At 34.4% G+C, this 20,752-nt stretch carries 21 protein-coding genes and 1 pseudogene; 5 read left to right on the forward strand and 17 right to left on the reverse strand.

Going from position 1 to position 20,752, the window contains the following annotated elements; all coding sequences use genetic code 11:
• Positions 1-9: 9 nt before the first annotated feature.
• The 8 genes and pseudogenes from FGF67_RS06290 to FGF67_RS06325 all read right to left on the reverse strand — a co-directional run.
• Positions 10-804: a DUF1853 family protein gene (locus FGF67_RS06290; RefSeq protein ID WP_139695843.1), complete on the reverse strand. Its 795-nt coding sequence runs from the start codon at positions 802-804 to the stop codon at positions 10-12.
• A 6-nt stretch (positions 805-810) separates the two neighbouring features.
• The gene (locus FGF67_RS06295; RefSeq protein ID WP_139695845.1) at positions 811-1,710 is read right to left on the reverse strand and encodes a metallophosphoesterase family protein; all 900 of its coding nucleotides are present in this window, start codon (positions 1,708-1,710) and stop codon (positions 811-813) included.
• Between the two features lie 70 nt (positions 1,711-1,780).
• Complete coding sequence (locus FGF67_RS06300; protein WP_139695848.1) at positions 1,781-2,497, reverse strand: 3-ketoacyl-ACP reductase; 717 nt, start codon at positions 2,495-2,497, stop codon at positions 1,781-1,783.
• A 32-nt stretch (positions 2,498-2,529) separates the two neighbouring features.
• Positions 2,530-4,053, reverse strand: a complete 1,524-nt coding sequence (locus FGF67_RS06305; protein WP_139695850.1) for a Dabb family protein — start codon at positions 4,051-4,053, stop codon at positions 2,530-2,532.
• Positions 4,054-4,081: 28 nt separating this feature from the next.
• Positions 4,082-4,570 carry a GlcG/HbpS family heme-binding protein gene (locus FGF67_RS06310; protein WP_139695852.1) on the reverse strand — a complete coding sequence of 163 codons (489 nt, stop codon included), beginning with the start codon at positions 4,568-4,570 and terminating at the stop codon, positions 4,082-4,084.
• 91 nt (positions 4,571-4,661) lie between these two features.
• A complete protein-coding gene (locus tag FGF67_RS06315) occupies positions 4,662-5,234 on the reverse strand; it encodes a Crp/Fnr family transcriptional regulator (RefSeq protein WP_139695854.1) in 573 nt (190 codons plus the stop codon).
• 145 nt (positions 5,235-5,379) lie between these two features.
• Positions 5,380-8,838 (reverse strand): hypothetical protein, encoded by a 3,459-nt coding sequence (locus tag FGF67_RS06320; protein WP_139695856.1) that lies wholly within the window; start codon positions 8,836-8,838, stop codon positions 5,380-5,382.
• Between the two features lie 141 nt (positions 8,839-8,979).
• Positions 8,980-9,189 (reverse strand): annotated as a pseudogene (locus FGF67_RS06325) (acyl-CoA dehydrogenase family protein); the annotation flags it as partial.
• Positions 9,190-9,272: 83 nt separating this feature from the next.
• Between FGF67_RS06325 and FGF67_RS06330 the strand changes: the two are divergent.
• The gene (locus FGF67_RS06330; RefSeq protein WP_139695858.1) at positions 9,273-10,148 is read left to right on the forward strand and encodes a hypothetical protein; all 876 of its coding nucleotides are present in this window, start codon (positions 9,273-9,275) and stop codon (positions 10,146-10,148) included.
• A 23-nt stretch (positions 10,149-10,171) separates the two neighbouring features.
• Here the strand turns inward: FGF67_RS06330 and FGF67_RS06335 are convergent, their stop codons facing one another.
• Together FGF67_RS06335 and FGF67_RS06340 are read right to left on the reverse strand one after the other, a co-directional pair.
• A complete protein-coding gene (locus tag FGF67_RS06335) occupies positions 10,172-11,350 on the reverse strand; it encodes an acyl-CoA dehydrogenase family protein (protein ID WP_139695860.1) in 1,179 nt (392 codons plus the stop codon).
• A 110-nt stretch (positions 11,351-11,460) separates the two neighbouring features.
• Complete coding sequence (locus FGF67_RS06340; RefSeq protein ID WP_139695862.1) at positions 11,461-12,120, reverse strand: tRNA1(Val) (adenine(37)-N6)-methyltransferase; 660 nt, start codon at positions 12,118-12,120, stop codon at positions 11,461-11,463.
• A 265-nt stretch (positions 12,121-12,385) separates the two neighbouring features.
• Between FGF67_RS06340 and FGF67_RS06345 the strand changes: the two genes are divergently transcribed.
• The 3 genes from FGF67_RS06345 to FGF67_RS06355 all read left to right on the forward strand — a co-directional run bounded on the left by FGF67_RS06345 (position 12,386) and on the right by FGF67_RS06355 (position 14,112).
• A complete protein-coding gene (locus FGF67_RS06345; protein WP_139695864.1) occupies positions 12,386-12,856 on the forward strand; it encodes a DUF2383 domain-containing protein in 471 nt (156 codons plus the stop codon).
• A 176-nt stretch (positions 12,857-13,032) separates the two neighbouring features.
• Positions 13,033-13,473: a DUF2383 domain-containing protein gene (locus tag FGF67_RS06350; RefSeq protein WP_139695866.1), complete on the forward strand. Its 441-nt coding sequence runs from the start codon at positions 13,033-13,035 to the stop codon at positions 13,471-13,473.
• Between the two features lie 186 nt (positions 13,474-13,659).
• Positions 13,660-14,112 (forward strand): DUF2383 domain-containing protein, encoded by a 453-nt coding sequence (locus FGF67_RS06355; RefSeq protein WP_139695868.1) that lies wholly within the window; start codon positions 13,660-13,662, stop codon positions 14,110-14,112.
• A gap of 53 nt (positions 14,113-14,165) precedes the next feature.
• On the opposite strand, the gene FGF67_RS06360 is transcribed toward FGF67_RS06355, so the two are convergent.
• The 5 genes from FGF67_RS06360 to FGF67_RS06380 are packed head-to-tail and all read right to left on the reverse strand — an operon-like array spanning position 14,166 to position 16,843.
• A complete protein-coding gene (locus FGF67_RS06360; RefSeq protein WP_139695870.1) occupies positions 14,166-14,516 on the reverse strand; it encodes a hypothetical protein in 351 nt (116 codons plus the stop codon).
• Positions 14,498-15,049 (reverse strand): GNAT family N-acetyltransferase, encoded by a 552-nt coding sequence (locus FGF67_RS06365; protein WP_139695873.1) that lies wholly within the window; start codon positions 15,047-15,049, stop codon positions 14,498-14,500. Before FGF67_RS06365 ends, FGF67_RS06360 begins: the two co-directional genes overlap by 19 nt.
• Before the next feature lie 53 nt (positions 15,050-15,102).
• Positions 15,103-15,804, reverse strand: a complete 702-nt coding sequence (locus FGF67_RS06370; protein ID WP_139695875.1) for a DCL family protein — start codon at positions 15,802-15,804, stop codon at positions 15,103-15,105.
• Positions 15,805-15,813: 9 nt separating this feature from the next.
• The gene (locus FGF67_RS06375; protein WP_139695877.1) at positions 15,814-16,308 is read right to left on the reverse strand and encodes a MepB family protein; all 495 of its coding nucleotides are present in this window, start codon (positions 16,306-16,308) and stop codon (positions 15,814-15,816) included.
• Between the two features lie 10 nt (positions 16,309-16,318).
• Positions 16,319-16,843, reverse strand: coding sequence for a GNAT family N-acetyltransferase (locus FGF67_RS06380; RefSeq protein WP_139695878.1), 525 nt, complete (start codon positions 16,841-16,843; stop codon positions 16,319-16,321).
• A gap of 188 nt (positions 16,844-17,031) precedes the next feature.
• On the opposite strand from FGF67_RS06380, the gene FGF67_RS06385 reads away from it, so the two are divergent.
• Positions 17,032-17,364, forward strand: a complete 333-nt coding sequence (locus tag FGF67_RS06385; RefSeq protein ID WP_139695888.1) for a single-stranded DNA-binding protein — start codon at positions 17,032-17,034, stop codon at positions 17,362-17,364.
• 35 nt (positions 17,365-17,399) lie between these two features.
• Here FGF67_RS06385 and FGF67_RS06390 read toward each other — a convergent pair whose 3' ends face one another.
• Positions 17,400-18,221, reverse strand: a complete 822-nt coding sequence (locus tag FGF67_RS06390) for an alpha/beta hydrolase (RefSeq protein WP_139695890.1) — start codon at positions 18,219-18,221, stop codon at positions 17,400-17,402.
• 1 nt (position 18,222) lies between these two features.
• Positions 18,223-20,733, reverse strand: a complete 2,511-nt coding sequence (locus FGF67_RS06395) for a glycoside hydrolase family 2 TIM barrel-domain containing protein (protein WP_139695892.1) — start codon at positions 20,731-20,733, stop codon at positions 18,223-18,225.
• Between the last annotated feature and the right edge of the window lie 19 nt (positions 20,734-20,752).

Consider the following 20,752-nt stretch of genomic DNA (forward strand, 5'->3'; position numbering starts at 1 on the left):
AGTAATTGACTACCACCAAACAAAAAAGGCCTTTTGAATCACCCCATTTTTAAACTTAACCCAAAATAATGCTGCATACTGCTCTGCAATAAATGTTTGGGCTAAGGTTTTAAAATTTTGAAAGCTAAGCCAATTTACTTGGGTACAGGGCTCTGTTAACCAATCTTTTTTCTTAGGCACATAGAACTTGCCGTCTTCAAGGTGTCTTAACTGGTTGCTATTAATATAAAATCCTTTAATACAATTATTGTTTAGCAATTGCAGCTGGATATGTTGACCAAAAAAAGGAAGAAACAATTGTGCTTTAAAGTATACCCGCTGTTCCATAAGGTTAACATCTAGATTAAAAGTTTCTAAATAGGGCGCACAAGCTTCAGAATATAGAAGCGGTAACTGTTTCTTTTTTAGTTTTATCAACTTTGTTTTTAATGCATCTTTTCGGTTCGGCCCAATAAAATGATCTATTTCTGTTTCACCTACCGTTGGGTCATAGACGTAAAACTTATAGATAACTTCTAAATGCATAGGAGTTTCTTTTTGGACCAATAAAAAATCCAATTCACCAAGTGTTTCTTTGCCCTTTTGAATTTGAACATTTTCTGCTACAATAGTAATATTGGGGTTTTGATGTAGTTGAAAAGAAACCAAACGCTCTACATATTTCCCTAGCCTTAAGGTTTTATCAAGATGTATGTTTATTTGACTTATGGTTGTCTCAATTTCAAACTGAGCTAAATCAAAAACCGTATTTTTTTGCCATAAAACAGGTGTATTGACAAACCCTTTGTAGTGCCTTTGAATCATAACCTGTCAATCTGTTTTATAATCTTCAAGTTTTCGTGGCCCCTCTAATAATGTTCTTACTATTTGAAGGGTTCCATCTTCTTTGGTAGAAATCTGCCATTTTATTAAGGAAATTGAACTATTTTCTATTTCTATACCTGTAATACTTCTAGGGTGCACACAACTTCCATCGTTAAAAAAAGAAATATCTCCTGGTTCCGGAAATCGTGGTCTATGTGTATGGCCTACTATTGTGAGCAAATTGTTGTGATCTGCAATCCACTTTTTGGTTCTACGCTCAACTTTTATAAGTTCTTTGTAGTTTTTTGCAGGACTGGTAGGATCTGCAACACCCATAAGGTTTAAAGGTTTCCATAAAATTCTCACCATAAATCGGCTCCATTTCCAAAACGTATAGTTCCACCAATCGGCTTGATGACCATGCGTTAAAAACACCTCCTGCTGTGTCTTTTTATGTTTTAAAACAAGCCCCTCGTGATATGTTATGTTTTTAAAAAGCGAAACGTCTTCTCCTGTTTTCGGTTCAAAATAAGTAGACAAGTGTTCCTTAACATAATTTGCATCTCTGTAAACCATATCATGATTACCCCAAATCATGTGTAATCTACCCGCAGTGTGAAAAAGCTTCATAAGTAAATACACATTTTTGTGCGCATTAAAAATAGAATTGAAGGATAGGTTTTCCCAAAGTTCATCACCATCACCTAATTCGCAATACGTAAAACCCTCTGTATAATAATATTTTAAGGCATGGTAATATATATTCCTGTTATTAGCAAAATCATCGGCAAAACTGTTATCACCTCGATGACAATCACTAAACAGAATGAACTTACTATCGTCATTGAATTCAATAACTTTAGCATTTTTATAAGCCCGATCTAATCGTTTTTTTGATGAAAACATAAAGTAAATGTAAAGAAAAAAGCGTTTCACCAAGAAACGCTTTTTTTATATTATTTTTAAACAATGTCGACTAAGGATTAGTAGTCCATAACGCAGCACTTTTCAACATAGCCCGTCTAGGCAACTTTAAACCTGAAACAATTAATTCTGCAAAATCTTCTGGTTGCAGTACATTTTCAGAACCTTTTTCAAGCATCCCCAAGTCAATAGTCATTTCGGTTTCAATAGTACTAGGAGTTAGCGTCACCACCCGAATATTATTTTTACGAACTTCCTTCATTAAGGATTCAGACATACCTATAACACCAAATTTTGATGCGCAATAGGCTGAAATATTAGGATTACCACTTAATCCGGCAGTTGAGGAAATATTGACAATATCACCTTCGTTCTGGCTGACAAGATAAGGAAGGACCTCTTTAGTTACATAATACATCCCCATAAGATTGGTTTGTATCATGGCACTCCAATCTTTTACCGACATGTCTAAAAAAGAGCCAATACCCGCAATACCAGCATTGTTAACCAAAATATCAACACCGCCTAAAGTATCAACGATATGCTCTATACTAGATTTAACCTGATCATAATGACCAACATCAAATACCGAATACATAGCCTTTACCCCTAAAGCCTCTATCTCTGAAACTGTTTCTTTTAAAACAGCTTCATGTCGCCCTGTGATGGCTACATCAACACCTTCTTTAGCGAAAGCTAGTGCTGTAGCTTTTCCTAAGCCTTTACCACCCCCAGTGATGATGGCTTTTTTATTTTTTAAATTGTTCATTGAATTTATATTAAATACGAATAGACACTTTATTATTTTTCGGTCCAATAATCCATCACAACAGCATCAGCAAAAAAAGGCGCATAATTATTAATTAAGGCTATATGGGCTTCGTGAAACAAATATTGCTCTCTGGCATGTTCATCTTTAAAAGTAATCACAAAAGAATGTGTTAATCCTTTATCATGACCTTCAGTACTATCATTCACTCCCCATTCAAATTTAGCTATTGCTGGTATTTTATTCTTAAGATCAACAAAGGCTTGCACTGCTTCTTCTACTTTTTCCTTCGGAGCATCTTCCTTATATTTAAGATGAACAATATGTTTTAGTTCCTGACCTGTTCTATCAATTTTAGGGGACACTTTATAACTTACAACTTTTCTTAAATCAGATCGAAAAGACCCTGCAATTAAAAAATTGTCTTCTCCGATGCTATGGGATTTTAAGCCATAGTATATAGAAAAACCTGTTTCTAAGTAGTTAATAGGTGTAAGATTTCCGGCTTTATCAAGTTTACAAAGTTGGATGCTTGCATCATCTCTAGTTCCTACCGCAAAAACAGCTTCTTCACCGTTGTTTGAAACCATTTCAATTCTTGTTTGTCCCTGAAGCCTGGTTGTTTCGTCATCCTTTAAAATAGTATGTTCCACCAATGCTCCTTTGTTATCGACCTTAAATACAGTTACGGCATCACCATGATAAACAAAATTTGGTCTTTTTATAAAACCATTACGCTTATAATACTTATGGTGTCTGTGGCCAACCACCACATAGTAATTATCTCCAAGCTTGGCTCCAGTAACAGGATACGTACCTGTTAAATACCTGTTTGTAGTATTATCTCCAATATTGTTAATATTTTTAAAGGTGCCATTGTTGTACACTCTAAAACTACTTATACCATTATCTTGAAATCCGCCAGTATATAGATACGTTTTTCCTTTTATGTTGTGCACGTACATCCCAATAATACCATCGGTAAATATGGTGTCGTCATCCTTCATGGATTGTACATGGGTTAATTTTCCATCATCTTCAATTTTAAATGAACTTAGTCCTGGCGTATCCTCTAAACCTCCTACAAATAGGTATGAATCAGATTTCATATGAATAACCTGTAAGGTTATGGCAACGGCAAGATGGGTTTCATCAGTATCTTCAACCAAAGCTACACGCTCTAAGGAGCCGTTATCTAAAATCTTGAATGTTTCAATAACATTACCATATTTATTGGCTACAAAAAGAAAATCGGTACCATTAATATTATCTGCTACCATGCCTCGCGCCGGCCCTTTTTGCTTGTACAGTTCGTGTTTGCTAATTGGGGTAAGTATACCCTCCTTATCTATTCTGTAAACATCAACGTCGCCAATGCCACCTGCATAAACGTAATGAACGCCTCCTTTTTCATAACTGGTAACGGAAACGGTATTGGTACCAGAAATACTTTTAAAATCTTTTCTGTAAAGCATCAAATTGTCGGCATCTTGCCCAAAACACAAGTGAGTTAATACTATTACAGCCAATAAGATTGCTTTTTTAATGCTATTCATAATATATGTCTTTCTTAAATGTAGTCTGTTAATCTAAAATCACTTGTGCCCCAGCTGTAGCAATTGCTCTATCTTGTTCAATAGTACCGCCACTAACACCTATAGCTCCAATAACCTTACCTTCTTTATTTTTGATAGGCAACCCTCCCGGAAAGGTCATTAACCCACCATTTGAATGCTCTATGTTATAAATAATACCCCCGGGTTGGGTTAATTCTCCTAGCTTTCCTGTATCAATATTAAAATACCGTGCTGTTTTTGCTTTTTTTATGGCAACATCAATACTACCTAAGTAGGAGTCATCCATTCTAATAAACGCTTTTAAATTCGCTCCAGCATCGACTACTGCAATATTAACCAAAACATTATCGGTTTCGGCCATTTTCTTTGCTTCTAAAAGAACTTTTAAAGCTTCTTCATGAGAAATATCACTACTTATTTGACCATAGGTTACGTTTGTTAAACCGATGAGTGCCACAATAAGCACCAACATTTTGAATTGTTTTAGTACGTTCATAATTAATTGATTTATAATTTCAGTGCAAAGTTTACAAATGAAATTGATAAAATAGTTGAACTTGTTCAACAGTGTGTATAAGCTGTCTTTTTTAAGTACTCTTTTTAAATTTACTTAAAAATTCATGGGTTACCCCCAAATAGCGTGCAATTTGTTTATCCGTCAGTTTTGAAGCAATATGAGGATAAGTGTTAATAAAATACTGATAGCGTTCTTTCGCGGTTAAGCAATGATTACGAATTAAGCGCCGTTGCCACGCTACCAAAGCCTTTTGAGACATCACCCTAAATAACTTTTCTATAACAGGAAGTGACTCATATAATGATAGTTTATCTTGCCTATCTATGAGAAGTACCTGACTGTCTTCTAAAGCTTGAATATTTAATTGGGAAGGATTTTGATTCATGAAGCTATCAATATCCATGAGCCACCAGTCTTTGGCTGCAAAGTATAAGGTGTTTTCGTTTCCTTTTTTATCTATTGTAAATACTCTAAAGCAACCCTCTAGAACAAATCCTTCAAACTTGCAAATCTCACCTTGTGATATTAGAAAATCCTTCTTCTTAATAGTGGTCAAAGAAAAGTGCTTACAAAACGTCTCAAGGTCTTTAGCATCAATCTGAATATTTCTACGAACATTGTCTTTTAGAAGCTGATCAATCATTTACGAGTAAAAATTTTCCAGAAAATTACTAATTTTTCTGAACATGACACGTCTTGTTTTACAACACAACTTTAATTTAAAACAACAAAAAAGCAGGATTAAAAACCCTGCTTCTTTTATAAACACTATATAGCTAAACACAAATTTAACTCGCTTTTTTAAATAGTGGGTCAGCACCAATGGTTCCAACCAATTCACTTAGATAGGCGTCAGATTTTACTTTTTCATATGAAGCCTTTACACTATTCAGACGACTTTCAATATCCATTTCCTTAACCAATTCGCTATTTACAGAATTTGATATGAAACCTTCAAGGTATGCGATTTGAGATTCATGGAATTTAATGTCTTTTTGCTGTTTTATTGCTAAACGCTCTTTATACCAATCACTATTCAATACAGCTTCGCGTGTAAATTGCTGGCGTAATTCAGGATCGCTAATATCTTTACCCTCAAAATGCCCATAAGCCATAATGTGTAATAAGATTTGAAGTGGAGGAATTGCAGCCTCAACACTTCCATCTTCGAAATAATTTCGTGCTACTTTAGTTTGGGCTTCAACAATATTGTTAATACCATCAACATAGTCTTCCATGCCTTGAAGTTCTGGCTTGAGCATACGCTCACTAAATACCGCTGTAGGTTCATCAAATATGCGGTTTAAGCATAATAAGTTAAACATTCTGGTAATTCTATATCCTAATCGACTAGCCAATACTTTTTGCCCTTCGTATTCAAAATCTTCAAGTTTTTCCAAAGATCCGTTGTTCATAAGGTTTTTAGGATCTCTGTCATCAGGTGTCATTCTTGCCCAGATTTCAGGAATTAATAAACTCACATCATGGTCAATTTTGTTTTCAGCACCAACATAACCGGCAGCCGTACTAAAGCCGTTAGATTCTGTTAAGATATGTGATAACAGTGCATTATTTAAGTCTGTTGTTGGTGTTAGCATATTAAATGGTGCTTTGGTTAAAGCTCCTTCAGAACCAGCACCAGTTGTTGAAGGCGATTTTCCCGTTAAACTACAAATAAAGTCCATGAACAATTCAGGGGTTTCTTGGTAGTGAATAGGGTTGTACACGGCAAGAGGTCTAATACCATTTGCTTTATCAACAGGGTTGTTTCTTCTGCCAGGTAAAACGGCATTTACAACATGAACGACTGGGTTTTCTGGTTCAATTTTTCTATGAAGCCTTACACCAATATCTGCAATATAAGAAGCTTCGGTTTCTTCATAGAATCTATTTGGCTCTAAATAACGTGGATTTTTAGTTGGCAAACCATCTTCAATAATTCTTGGGTGTGACGGTAACACAAATTGAATGTCATCACTTTCATTATTGATGATATCTAGAATGAAGTCCTTAACAGGCTGTGTATATTTATCAAAATTAATCGTGTCTTCATAGATGTCAATAGCATCTTGTTTGGTCAACATCTCATAGTTTGTCAAGAACCTTCCATTTGAAATTATATCTAATTCTGCACCTTTATCATAGCCTCTTACAATAGCTTCATCTGGTCTTTGGAACAAATGTGCCTCACAGTTTGTAAGTACTTTTACGCTAGGGTTTGTATACTCTGGGTTTAAATCTTTTAACTGTTGTCTTGGTAAGGTTATTGAGGCAGAAATATCATCTTCTGTTTGAATTTTTTCACTGGCAGCAAAGTCTGAACGCAACTTGTTTAGCATCCAAGTGCCTTGTTGATTAAACCCAATACGCACATAACTACCAACTACAGGATTGTTATTATAAATCAATGATGTTCCTTTTACTCCGTTAACAATTTCAACAGACATCATATCTTTCCAGTTTAAGTTTCCACCATGTGCTTGTCTGAATAATCGTTTTACAAACAAAACTAATGAACGGATATGGACAGGAATATTCTCTAGCCATTCGTTAAATTCATCAGAGTTTTCTTCTGAAGGTGTTAAGAGTTTTACAACAGAACCTAAAGTTCTATCTTCACTTAGGAACGATCTTGATTTTTTTCTGTTAGGATCTTTTACTCTCCAACGTGTAGAATAATCAAATTCAATAATTTCATCCGCTTTTTTAAAGTCTTCTTCTATATTATGAATATTAAATGTACTGTAAGTGATAGCGTTTTGCATAGATTTTGAAATCTCTGATTTTCCACCACCAGAAACGGTACAAGGTTTGTGGCAAAATACCCCTTCTGGAAAAGTTTCAACAATACGCCATAAATTGATGGTCTTATGCTTTTCAAGCTTTAGTTTATTACCAGAAGGATGTACATAGGTTTTAAAAGGCGATAAGGTCAACGCTTGTGTTTCACCATTGTATTCCCAGGTAATATTGTTAGTGTTAATATTAAAATACGCTGATTCTGGTAAATAAACAATGTTCGTATACTTTTTATCAACCGCATAGTTTTCAGGTTTTATTTCAATGCGATCCGCTAACAGTCTTTTTACATCTTCAAAGGAGTGGTTGAGTCCATAAACTTCAGAATAATCAGCACCATTTACCGTGTCACCCATAATACGTCTTGCGTAAGCTATGGCACCTCCAGCATGTTCTTCTTCTAATAAACCATAAAGGTTTGCAGAGTAGCTAATCTGGGTCTTTATCTCTTTTTTAGAATAGCCATAGTAGTTGTCAGCAATGAGCGTAACAACAACACCACGTTCATCTCTACAGGTTAGTTTGAACGCAGAACCATCATTGTAGTACTCATTTTCATCCTGCCAGCACATACCATCTTTTCTTTGGCGTTCTGTAGCAACATCAAAATGTGGCAGACCAACATCTTTCTTTTTTAGTTTTAAAAGTTGTGGTGCTAAAATAATACAACCTGTATGGCCAGTCCAGTGTTCTGGGTCTAGAGCTGCATCATTATGAGCTAAATTAGGATCACCAGCGTTACCAAAAATATTCTCCACAAAATCAAGATTACTCACTAAGTTGCCCGGAGCAAAAAAACGAACCTCTAATGATTTTTCTGAAACAACACCTTTTACTTCTGGACAAACCACAGGTCGTAATAACATAGAGACCATAGTTTTTGCTTTGTCTTCTTGACTTGAAGTGAATGGTAAGGTATTCATCTCATCAGAAGGATTAAAAGCTGCATTCAAAAAGTGTGCAAGCACCACTCTTGGTACTTCTTTTTTGTCTAGAGGAACAGGCAAAGGACCTTCTACAATATGAAATGTGCCTTTTGTTGTTCTCTTGTCATGTAAGGGATTGTTTAAAATTCCTTGTTTTAAACGGCTAGATGTTACTAAATCACTTTTAAACGAATTTCCATCTGGCGGTAAGCTAATTTCTCTAGCTTGTCCTTTTTTCGATAAGATTAACGTGTTATTTGGTAATTTATATGATTTATCAACAGAAACGTCTTTTAGGTAGTCATCAATAAAATTTTGAATCCTTAAATCTGCAGGAGCTTGGTGTTCTGACAAGAGTCTAGATTTTTCTCTAAGACTCATAATTAAAGCTCTTGTGGATTTTTCAAATTCAGGATCACAAAATTTTTGGTCACTACTGGCTTTATCTTTAAAAGTTGGCTGTCCTAAAGCAGCAAGTTGCAAATTGACGAACTGAATAATGTCTTTTCTTGATTCTTCCATGATATAAAAATTACTTACAGAAACTCTGTAATTAGAATTACTCTACAAATTTACCAACCAGAAAAAGTAAAAAACCTGTCAAAAGTCAGTCTTACCAATATTTTTTAAAGAAAACGTTTGCGTAAAAAAAGAAGTGATAGTTTATTTAGAAACATTTAAACCTGTAACATCTAATCCTGTGATTAACAAATGAATGTCATGTGTGCCTTCATAGGTAATCACGTTTTCAAAATTCATCATATGGCGCATGATACTGTATTCTCCTGTAATACCCATACTGCCTAATACTTGTCGGACTTCGCGCGCAACAGTTATGGCCTTGTCTACATTGTTGCGCTTCGCCATAGAGAGGCTTTAGAAATTATGCGCTGTCACTTATATATTTGTAATAAAATTCCGCTACTTTTGTTTAAATTTTCAAATTGATAAATTAAATGAAAAGACTGTTTTTATTATTGATTCTATTTATGTCATGTGATAACAACTCTGATGATGGAATAGTTATTCCCGAACCCCCACAGAAACTACTTAATTCTATATCATTTGATGATGAAACCAATATTGATAGTCTGTTCTATGAAAAAGGCAGATTAGTTCTTAAGAAAGAATATGTTGGATCTGATTTTGTGGATTACAATACGTTTTATACGCGTAATGATACAGGACAGTTGCTTAAGGTTTCATATATGCATTCTTCTAGCACAGATCCGAGTTTTGTAAAGGATTATACTTATTACACTAACGGGAACCTTAAAACAATCAATAGATCAGCGAGTTATACGTATGATATATCTAACCAGTATTTCTCATATCAAGGGAGTCAGATTTTAATAAGGGTAAATAATGAACAGGAGGCAAGTATCATTGCTAATTTAGATTCCAAAAACAGAATTAAAGAGGTTCTGTTTAAAAAGAGTAGTTCCAACGCATTCTACAAAGGGAAGCAGTACTTTTATAATGAAGCGGGTAATGCCTATAAAATTATAGTGCAATCATCGGAACACGCAAATATTGTTGAATATAATTATGAATTTGATAATGCTGAAAATCCCTATTTATCTCTGGACACCGACTTACCTAATGGATTAACCCTTAATGTAGTGGAGTCTTTGGCCTTTCATGATAACTACTGGGAACCACGAGAATACCATCTTCCTTTTTTCAGTAAAAATAATGTGGTAAAATATTTTACCTCCAATTCTAGTAGCGATTACTATTATACATACACTTATAACGAGGACAACTATCCTATAGGTATTAAATACGAAAACTTTTTTAATAAGCCAACATTACTTCTGGATTACAAATAGTCACTTATAGCAACCGAATGTTACTACTTAAACGCATTTAAACCCGTAACATCTAATCCTGTGATTAATAAGTGGATGTCATGTGTGCCTTCATAGGTAATCACACTTTCTAAATTCATCATATGGCGCATGATGCTGTATTCTCCGGTAATACCCATACCGCCTAATACTTGTCGGGCTTCGCGCGCAATAGTTATGGCCATGTCTACATTATTTCGTTTTGCCATTGAGATTTGCGCAGACGTGGCTTTTCCTTCATTCCTCAACACGCCTAATCGCCAGGTTAGCAGTTGAGCTTTTGTAATTTCGGTAATCATTTCTGCTAACTTTTTTTGCTGAAGTTGAAACTGCCCAATAGGTTTCCCAAATTGTTCACGTTCCTTACTGTAGCGCAAGGCGGTGTCATAGCAATCCATAGCCGCACCTATAGCGCCCCAAGCAATGCCATATCGTGCTGAGTCAAGACACCCCAAAGGGGCACCAAGTCCAGATTTTTTAGGCAGTAGATTTTCCTTAGGGATTTTTACATTATCAAAAATAAGCTCTCCAGTAGCTGAAGCTCTTAACGACCATTTATTATGGGTTTCAGGGGTTGAAAAACCAGTCATACCACGTTCAACAATGAGCCCATGAATACGACCTTCTTCATTTTTAGCCCAAACCACAGCAATATTGGCAAAAGGCGCATTACTTATCCACATTTTAGCACCATTGAGCAAATAATGGTCACCTTTATCTTCAAAATGCGTCATCATTCCGGCAGGATTGCTGCCATAATCGGGTTCAGTTAAACCAAAGCAGCCTATCCATTCTCCTGAGGCCAATTTGGGCAAGTATTTTTTGCATTGCGCTTCTGTACCATATTTCCATATGGGATACATCACCAATGAGGATTGTACAGAAGCCGTACTTCTTATTCCTGAGTCACCGCGTTCTATTTCCTGCATGATTAAACCGTATGAAATTTGATCAAGACCAGCCCCACCATATTCTTCAGGAATATATGGGCCAAATGCGCCTATATTAGCCAGCCCCATTAATAATTGTTTTGGAAACGTTGCTTTTTGGGCGTAGTCTTCAATTATTGGAGACACCTCACGCTTTACCCATTCACGAGCCGCAGTTCTTACTAATTTATGTTCTTCAGTAAGGAGTTCGTCTAGGTTATAATAATCTGGAGATTCAAATAAATCGGGTCGCATATCAAAATCACTTTAACTAATGTTTAATAATAAAAAACAGAAAAACTATTAAAATTATAACAATAAAACCTTTCTGCTTCTCAAATTTACATTATTATTAGCGAGTTCAATTACATTTTTAAATAAAAATCTTTTGTAAGATCTATATACTTAGGCGTGTATTTATGTCTTTCAGTTTCAATAACCAACACATCTATTTCAACGTTTTTATTTTGAAATGAAAATTCAATACACGAGCGCTTAATTTCAGAATTTGGATTCCCTTTAACCTGAAGTATTCGGTTGGGATAGAGTTGATAATCTTGAGCCAGCCCAATAAAATTAGCTTCTTCATGAAATGGGATAACTACCGAAAACAGCCCGTTTTCTTGTAAAAGTTTTGATACACTAAAAAGTAACGTATCAAAAGGTAAAGCATCTTGAAATCGTGCCAAATCCCGTTGCAAATCATTAGTTTTATAGTGCTCAGCATAAAAAGGCGGATTGCAAATAATAAGATCATATGTATCTTCAATTTCTTCCGTAAATTCATCAAGCGAGGCGTGATAACAAAATAACCGATCTCCCCAAGGCGATGATTCAAAATTATCTACACATTGCTCATAAGCTTTATCATCTATTTCAATCGCGTCAATTAGTTCAGAATGACTCCTTTGAGCAAGCATCAGTGACAAGACTCCTGTTCCTGCACCAATATCTAATATTGAAAAGGGTTGTTGTTTTAATTGTGTCCATGCACCAAGAATAACACTATCTGTCCCTATTTTCATGGCACATTGATCTTGGTGTATTTCAAACTGTTTGAAGACGAAAGGGCTCAAGTGTATTTGTAAATTTTAGGATGTAAACTTACTAAATATTTTGGTTGAGATAAACCACTAAAAAATTACATCTTTATGATAAAGATAGTAGTTTATATTTGATTTTTGTTTGAACTTGGTTAGGGTTTTTGCTGTTTATTTTGTATCTTAAGAGTTGAATTTTGCAAGATTAACTTCTTATATGATTCTTGTTTCATACTTAAAACTTTAAGCCATGAAAAAAGCTAAACTAAACACAACACCATTAAATGAGCTCTTATCTATTAATCACTATGCCGAAAAACTATATTTAGATGCATTAAATGAGGTTGAGCATGAAGACTTGAAGCACTTTTTTCGAGCCATGGCCTTTGAACGCAATGAGTTTTGTAGGTTCATTGGTGCTGAAATAATACAATTGGGTGGTCACCCCAAATACCCTAGTATTACAAAAAATGATTCTAATATATTGTCCCTTAACTTTAAAAACAATAGGTTAAACAATGATTATAACGATTTGGTGGAACAATTAATCAGAATTAAAACGTGGAGTATTGATAAATATACTGAGGTATTAAAACAGCATCGTTTCTCTGAAGAACTTGTTCAATTACTTACCAATCAAAAAAACATTTTAGCAGGAAGTTTAAGAGCCATTAAATTAAAAGGCGTTTTATTTGACACCGTTTTGCGCCCTGCTAATTAGTGGGTCATGTTCTCTACTTCTAGATAAATAGACTCTTAATTGTTAAAAATTTAAGAGTTTATTGTTAAAAAACTGACAAAATTTATAAAAAGCGTATTAAACTCTGTTAAAAATCTAATAATCAGCTAATTCATCTGTAATTTTGTGCGTTTACTTTTTATTTAAGTTTTGTGATTATGAAGCACGCAGAGAGAATGTTGAAAAAATTAAATGACCTTATGGTCATGAATAATACTATAGAAAAGATTTATTTAGAAGTAGCTCATGAGCTCGTCGTTGCAGAGCAAAAAGCATTTTTAAAAAGGCGCGCTTATAAAAGAAGACAATTTGTAGCAGCCTTAAAGCTTGAAATTATAAAAATTGGAGGTGCCCCTGTTGCGCTTGAAAAATCCTCTTCTGAGTTTTGGATGAAATTTAAAACCCTATTAATCTATAGCAAAGATGACGGTTTATTAGATGAAATTTTTAATTTAAAAGCTATATGTGTTAAAAAATATAATGAGGCACTGAGTGAAATTAATATGCCTCTTTCTACTTGCAAACTATTATTAAAGCAAGTAGATGTGATTCAAAATGAAATGGGTAACATGAAAAGACAAGCCGAATTTATTTCATAAATGTAATTTATATTGAGTATATATTTAACGGCTAAGTTTTCATGCTTTAGCCGTTTTTTTATGACGGCATTGTTAAAAAAACAAAAAAACAATTAAAATTTGTTAATAAATATAATTTAACTTGTTTATCGAGGTTGTTAATAGCATGTAAGTATTAAGTAAATTGTGGTCGATAAAATTTGTGATATGAGAAACAAAGAAAAGGTTTTATTTGTTTTGAAAGATTTACTGGCGTTGAATTATCAGGTTGAAAAGTTATATACCAATGCTAGTTATCATGTTAACGGTGCTGAATTAGAAATATTATTTAAAGAAAGAGCCATCGAAAGACAAGAATATGCCCAAGGATTAAGGGTAGAAATGTTGAAACTAGGTATTGAGCCGCAAATGCCACATTCAGAATATGCTGGTTTCAGGCCTATATGGAGAAAGTTTAAATTTTTACTGTCTAACAATCAAATTGACGAACTATTAAGTGAAATGTTTTACGTGATGCAATGGAGCGTAAACAAATATAATTTGGCTATTAGTGAACCTGGATTACCGCTCTCCGTTTGTAAAAAACTTTTAAAACAACGCGATGCTATTGAGTCTGCGCATAACTCGATAAAACGCATAGAACATGAATTGGTAAGCTAATATGCAGGGTATTGCTTATATGTATTTTGAAGAGTAATTAAACAACTAGCTGACTAGTTTTCGCGTTTTACTAAAATATAATAGTCATTTTCAAGAGGCAAATACCCTTGGTCATAGACAAAATAATAAGTAGCACCAGCCTTAGTTGTATAAATGCTAGTAAAGTAGTTAAAATCAAAACCTGCTTCTATTAATTTTGCTCTTGATGTTTTCGTCTTTCTTTCAACATTAAGAGATTCTAAAATTCTGTAATTTTTACGCAGTCTGTTATTGGTGTTGCGTATTAAGTTTTTGCTGTCCTTATTTACTCTGTTGTTATAGGCATTTCTGCAGGCATCATCACAAAATTTTTTATCTATTCTACCTACTATTTTATTGCCACACTCTAAGCATTGTTTGTCCATAATCCCTTATTTTTAATATGATACCATCTTAAATTTAAACCTTCATTCTCAAAATAAAAGTCTTCCACATAGTTTAATCCAATTTTCAGCAAAACCCTATGAGATGCTTGATTTCCTTTTTCCGTAATTCCATAGAGCTGTTCAAGATTCATGTCTTTAAACGCATATTGTATTGCAGCCTTGGCCGATTCTGTAGCATAACCTTTTCCCCAAAAGCGCTTCTTTAAGCGATAACCAATATCGTAAAAATTAGAAAATCCGTTCATGGTGATTTCGGTATTCAATTTTAATCCAGACCAACCTATAAAATGCCCTGTTGCCTTTTCAATCGCGGCCCATCTGCCAATACCGAGTTCTTCATATTGCTTGATAACAGCTTGTATACGCTTTAAAGCTTCATCTTTCTCCTTTATCGGCTTATTTCCCAAATATCGCTGTACTTCAGGATCGGTATCCAGTTCAAACATATCTTCTAAATCGGTTTCCCTTATTTCTCTTAAAACTAATCGCTCTGTTTCTATGTGAAATTTCATAGGGGTTTAAATATTATCTTGGAATACAAGATTTAAGTTGTTATGCAATATTTTTATTCAATTGTCAAATCCATTTTTGTTTTCTCAATCCGTGCTTGATGTGCTTTACTTAAATTTAACTCTCTTTTTACTATTCGTAAAATCGCTTTTTCTTTATGATAATTTCTAAATTCAGTTTTTAGCTTTTGTTTTACCAACTCGTTCGGCCCTCCATTTATTTGCAAATATTCAATTTTTTCAAGGTCAAGTTTCTTAATTTCAATAAATCGGTCAACGATAACAGAAAAAGTATTTGGTTGTCTGTGGTCAACACTTAGCTCTTCATAGGTTAAAAACTTTCCTGTTTCTTGGCATTTTACTTTTCCATTTTTGTAATGGTCTCTAAAATAATTTTGCTTCACGTTTATTAAATCGGCTTGAATTGCTTGTCGGCAGGCAGCCCTAAAGTTTGCAAATTTATTTTTCGGTTTATTTATGCGTTTTGTATACGATATAAATTCGGAAGTTTCATCCGTTCTAACTAGCTCAAAACTTTTAGTATTAAATTTTGCCAGTCCAATACAAAAATGGTCAATTCCGCAACCAATTTTTTCTTTCTTTCTTGAATGAATTTTAAGAAGACAGAAAAGATTATCAAAATCTGACGTATTTAAAGTTTCGCCAATCTCGTAAGAATTTAAAATTTCTTTATAAAATTCAAGAGCTGCTTTTTTCGATGGAAATTTGCTTTCCCCTATTTTTATTGGAGTTTTCATTAGCAAGCTTTATTTTTCATTATACAATTCAATCACATGTTGTAAGTTGGTGGCACCGTTTATTTCATAAAAATATTTAAGTTGCCATTTTTGAGTCCGTTTAGCTTGTTTACTATTTACAATATCCCAATTTGGATATACTCTAAAAGCTCTTTTACCTTCTTTCTTTTTGGTTGACAAAATTCCTTTTTTAATCAGTACAGATTTAGGGAAGACAAATTGTCCAAACTTATTTTCAGTCTGCACATTTACCGTACAAAAATCAATTCGGTCATTCTCATTAAATGGTTCAATTGATCCATTTCCTATTCGTTTCCAAAACGTAACAAATTGTCCAGCTTTTTTTGGTGTTATTTTGGCATTTCTACTCAAAATATTTAAACCATTGAGTTGAAAACGACAGGCACTATATGCTTTGCTTTCCACTTCAGTTTGAAAACTCGAAATGTCAAGACAGCATGTGTCATAAATTTCTGTTTTTATTTTACTAAGATTTTTATCCATTAGCTCTATTTTATTCGTAAAATTCTTTTGGATATTCAACCATGCCATTAACCCCTTTCAATCCATTTTCAATCAGTTCAATTACCATACAATTCTCTTTAGGAACTTGAAACGGTAATTCAATGCCGTATTTATCTGCTTGTTCATAACCGAATTTTGGATAATAATTTTCGTGTCCAATCAGAACGATTGACGCATGACCTAATTCTTTCGCTCTTTTATGGGATTCTAGTATCAATTTTCCACCAATTCCCTTTCCTTGAAATTCAGGTAAGACAGAAACAGGTGCTAAAGCCAAAGAATCAAAATCATTCGTTTTATTCCTGATTTTCAGCTTTGTCAATAGAATATGTCCAACTATTTTTCCGTAAATTTCGGCAACAATTGATAGTTTAGGTATAAAAGCGTCAGACTTTCTTAACCTTTCAACTAGAAATTGTTCTGTATGGTCTGTAAATTCTACATGTTTAAATGCATATTCAATTACATTAAAGACTTCTTTATAGTCGTATTTAGTTTCTTGTCGTATTCGCATTTTTCTTGTCGCCTTCTGTATATAATGCCTAATATACAAAATATTATTCGTTTACAAACGACTACAAACACTTACAAACGAATTTAAACAAGTAACACCCGAATAACTCTTGAAACCTTGATGATCTTTGCCTTGTCGAAACATAAGAACTCGATAGTATCAATTGTTTAACTATTAAATTTATAAAAATGAGTACACTAAGAAACAAAGTACAATTGATTGGTAACCTTGGAAATGATCCCGAAATCATCAATCTTGAATCAGGAAAAACCCTTGCAAAATTTAATATTGCAACCAACGAAAGCTATACCAATAATCATGGTGAGCGCATTACAGATACCCAATGGCATAATGTGATTGCCTGGGGCAAAACGGCTCAAATTATTGAAAAATATGTAAGCAAAGGTAAGGAGGTTGCTATTGAAGGCAAACTCACATCAAGAAGTTATGACGATAAAGATGGCAACAAACGTTATATCACTGAAATTGTATGCAATGAGCTATTAATGCTCAGCAAATAAACCTTTTTTTGTCCGTAACCTAAAAAGAGATTTCTTTAACTAGAAATCTCTTTTTTTTGCTCTATTACACTGAAAAATTTCAAAGAATCTTTAACATGGTGTTCCCAATACACCCACTCATGTTTTCCTGAAAACTCTTGATAATCATGCTTAATATGCGCCTGCTTTAATCTTTGATGTAGCGTTCTATTATAATCAATCAGCTCATCACCAACACCACAATCAAAACGCAAAGGTGGCAAAGTATCTCTGTTTTTTATAATGGTTGACAACACGGATACATCATCTTCGTTATCCTGTTCAAAACTTTCTAACGGTTCTTCTACAAACAACCTCATTTGAGCCAATGCAGTAATTGAACTGTGCCCCGATATACCGCTAAATATACTCGGGTATTTAGCACCTAACCGTAACGCCCCATAACCACCCATAGATAAGCCAGCAATATAGACACTAGATTTTTGGGTCATCTCTGGTATATTTTCCTGAACCGCAGCAATGACATCTTCAACAATCCATTTTTCAAAATTTAAACTATGATGAGGCAAATAGGCTGTACCATCACCTAACAATCCGTCTGAAGGCATCGCAATTAACATGGGAGAAATGCTCTCTTCCAGAATTAATTTCTCGGCAGTTCTATGAACTCCAGCTTTTTGACTCCATATCCAGGCACTTCCATAAACACCATGAAGCAAAATGACTAATGGTATATCCTCAGAAATATTAACACTTGGAACATACAAACAAATATCACCTCGCCCTTTAAGATTTGGCGTTTTTACCGTAATGAAACGTAAATTATCCGATTCAAATTCCGGATTTGATAGTTCAGTAGTTCTAAATTTTGATGCCATTTTAATTAACTATTAATTGACGGTTCTCTCCTTTAAAATCTTCTGAAGTTACACGCACAGTTACCTGACCAGCTTTAGTGCCTTTTACATAAATAACTGCCTGACCGTTGAATAGCTTCCGTTTTGGTTTAGACAGGTTTTGTACATTGGTTGGATCTCCATTACCAGAAGCCAAAAATTCTGCTGCACCATTAACTTCCATCTGCATGTTTCTGTTGTAGTTAACACATAAATTTCCATCTTTATCTAATACTGAAACCACATAAACGCCTACTTCTCCTTTATTTATTATATCAATTTCGGGCTCTATTTTTATAGTATGAGGATTTCCAGAAGTATAGCGCACAGTTTCAGCAATTGGTTTTCCTTTAGAGTTATAGGCCACCACTTTTAGCTCGCCAGATTCATAGGCGACATCCTCCCAAACCATGGCATAAGCCTTTAATTGTACCATAGACGTTCCTCCGGAAGCTTCTTTTTTTATGTTATTTGCTAAAAAATCTGGAACTTCCTGTTTAACCTTTTTGCTAATACCATAGCTTTTTCCATTAACAAATAATTCTGCGTGTTCGTAAGTAGAGTAACAAACCACTGGAAGTGTTTTTCCTGTCATTTCAGGTAAAGTCCAATGCGGAAATACATGCAAAACATCTTTGTCTTCATGCCATTCGCTTTGATAGAGATAGAATTTGTCTTTTTCTAAGCCAACCATATCAACAGGAGCAAAGTATGAACTTCTTGATTTAGCAGTGTGGTAAGGCGATGGTTCACCTAGATAATCATAACCTGTCCATACAAATTCACCATAAACAAAATCGCTGTATTCTTGTGCAGCAAACTCTTTAAATGGTGCATAGCCCCAAGGTACATTGGTGTTTTCGTAATTTCCGGGTTGCCCGTCGGGGTATAGATGCACGTTCACAGAAGTACCCCTAGTATTTTGAAGTGTATCAAAAACAACTGGGAATTTATAAGAATTTCTTGTACTTAAGGCACCTCCTGTTTCGCTGGCATAGAATTTTAAGTTAGGATATTTTTCTCTTATTTTATGATAGATACCTGGTTTGTAGTTGAATCCGGCAACATCTACGGTTGATGCCATACCACTTTCTAAAGCATTGTTAGCCGAGTTAAATCCTGCTGTAGTGGCTCTAGTTGTATCTAACGATTTTACAATATTGTTTAAATACCCGGTGATATTGTTGGGGTCGTGATGATATTGTTCCATAATTTCGTTACCAATACTCCACATGATGATACTTGGGTGGTTTCGGTCTCTCAAAATCATATCAGTTAAATCTGTTTTAGCCCACAAATCAAATTGTTTTGAATATCCGTTTAACACCTTTCCTATTTGCCACTCATCAAATGCTTCATCAATGGCTAGCATACCCATTTGGTCACAAATATCTAAAGCTTCAGGCGCTGGCGGGTTGTGAGAAAATCTAATAGCATTTACCCCCATATCTTTCATCTTTTTCATTTGACGAACAAAAAGCTCCTTATGAAAGGCTGCACCTACAGGACCAAAATCATGATGCATGTTTACGCCTTTAAATTTTACACGTTTATTATTTAAATAAAAACCATCCAATTCAAATCGGATACTTCTTATACCAAACGGGGTGTTATAGGTGTTTATAACTTTACCTGATTTTAAAATAGTTGTTTTTATATTATAAAGATGTGGCGTTTTAATATCCCATAGCTTTGGTTTGGAAACCGTAAAATTTTCAGATAGTTTTGATGCACTTTCAAGCGTAATTTCGCGTGATTTTTGCTCTATTTGCTTTCCGTCAGGAGCTATAATTTCATTTACAACAGTGCATTTTCCGTCGCCAACAAGCTCCAGTTCCAAATTAACCTGAGCCTTTTTCTTTGTGATAACTGGTGTGGTTACAAAAGTCCCCCATGTTTTAACACGTGTTTTGTTTGATTTAATAATAGAAACTTTTCTGTATAAACCCGCTCCAGGATACCATCTAGATTGACTATTAAAATTCTCTAACCTGACAGCGACACTATTACTACCGGGCTTTAAGAATTTGGTGATATTAAAATAGAAGGATATATATCCAAATGGGCGTTCACCAACGTATTGTCCATTTACATACACCTTTGCATTGCTCATAGCTCCATCAAACATAAGCTGAACATCTTCATTTAATTCCTCGGCGGTTATATTATAAGAAGTTCTATACCATCCTATGCCAACATATGGTAAAGCACCTGTTCTTCCAGTTCTATATCTTGGTTGTGTTTCACCATCTTGAACCACCATGGTAAGTTGGATATCGTGTGTAAAATTAAAATCCTGTTTTACTGCCCAATCATGAGGAATGGTAACACTTTCCCAGTTGGAATCATCAAAATTTTCTTGAAAGGCAGCACCATAATCGTAATTGGTAAATTTCCAGTTTTTTAATAATTCAATATTTATAGATTGCCCTTGAATATGAATACCCCAGAACAGCAGTAGAAGCGAACCAATTTTTGATATGTTTTTTACCATTTTTTATGATAGGTATTTA

It is taken from the genome of Allotamlana fucoidanivorans (assembly GCF_006265225.1).
Classification (GTDB): domain Bacteria; phylum Bacteroidota; class Bacteroidia; order Flavobacteriales; family Flavobacteriaceae; genus Allotamlana; species Allotamlana fucoidanivorans.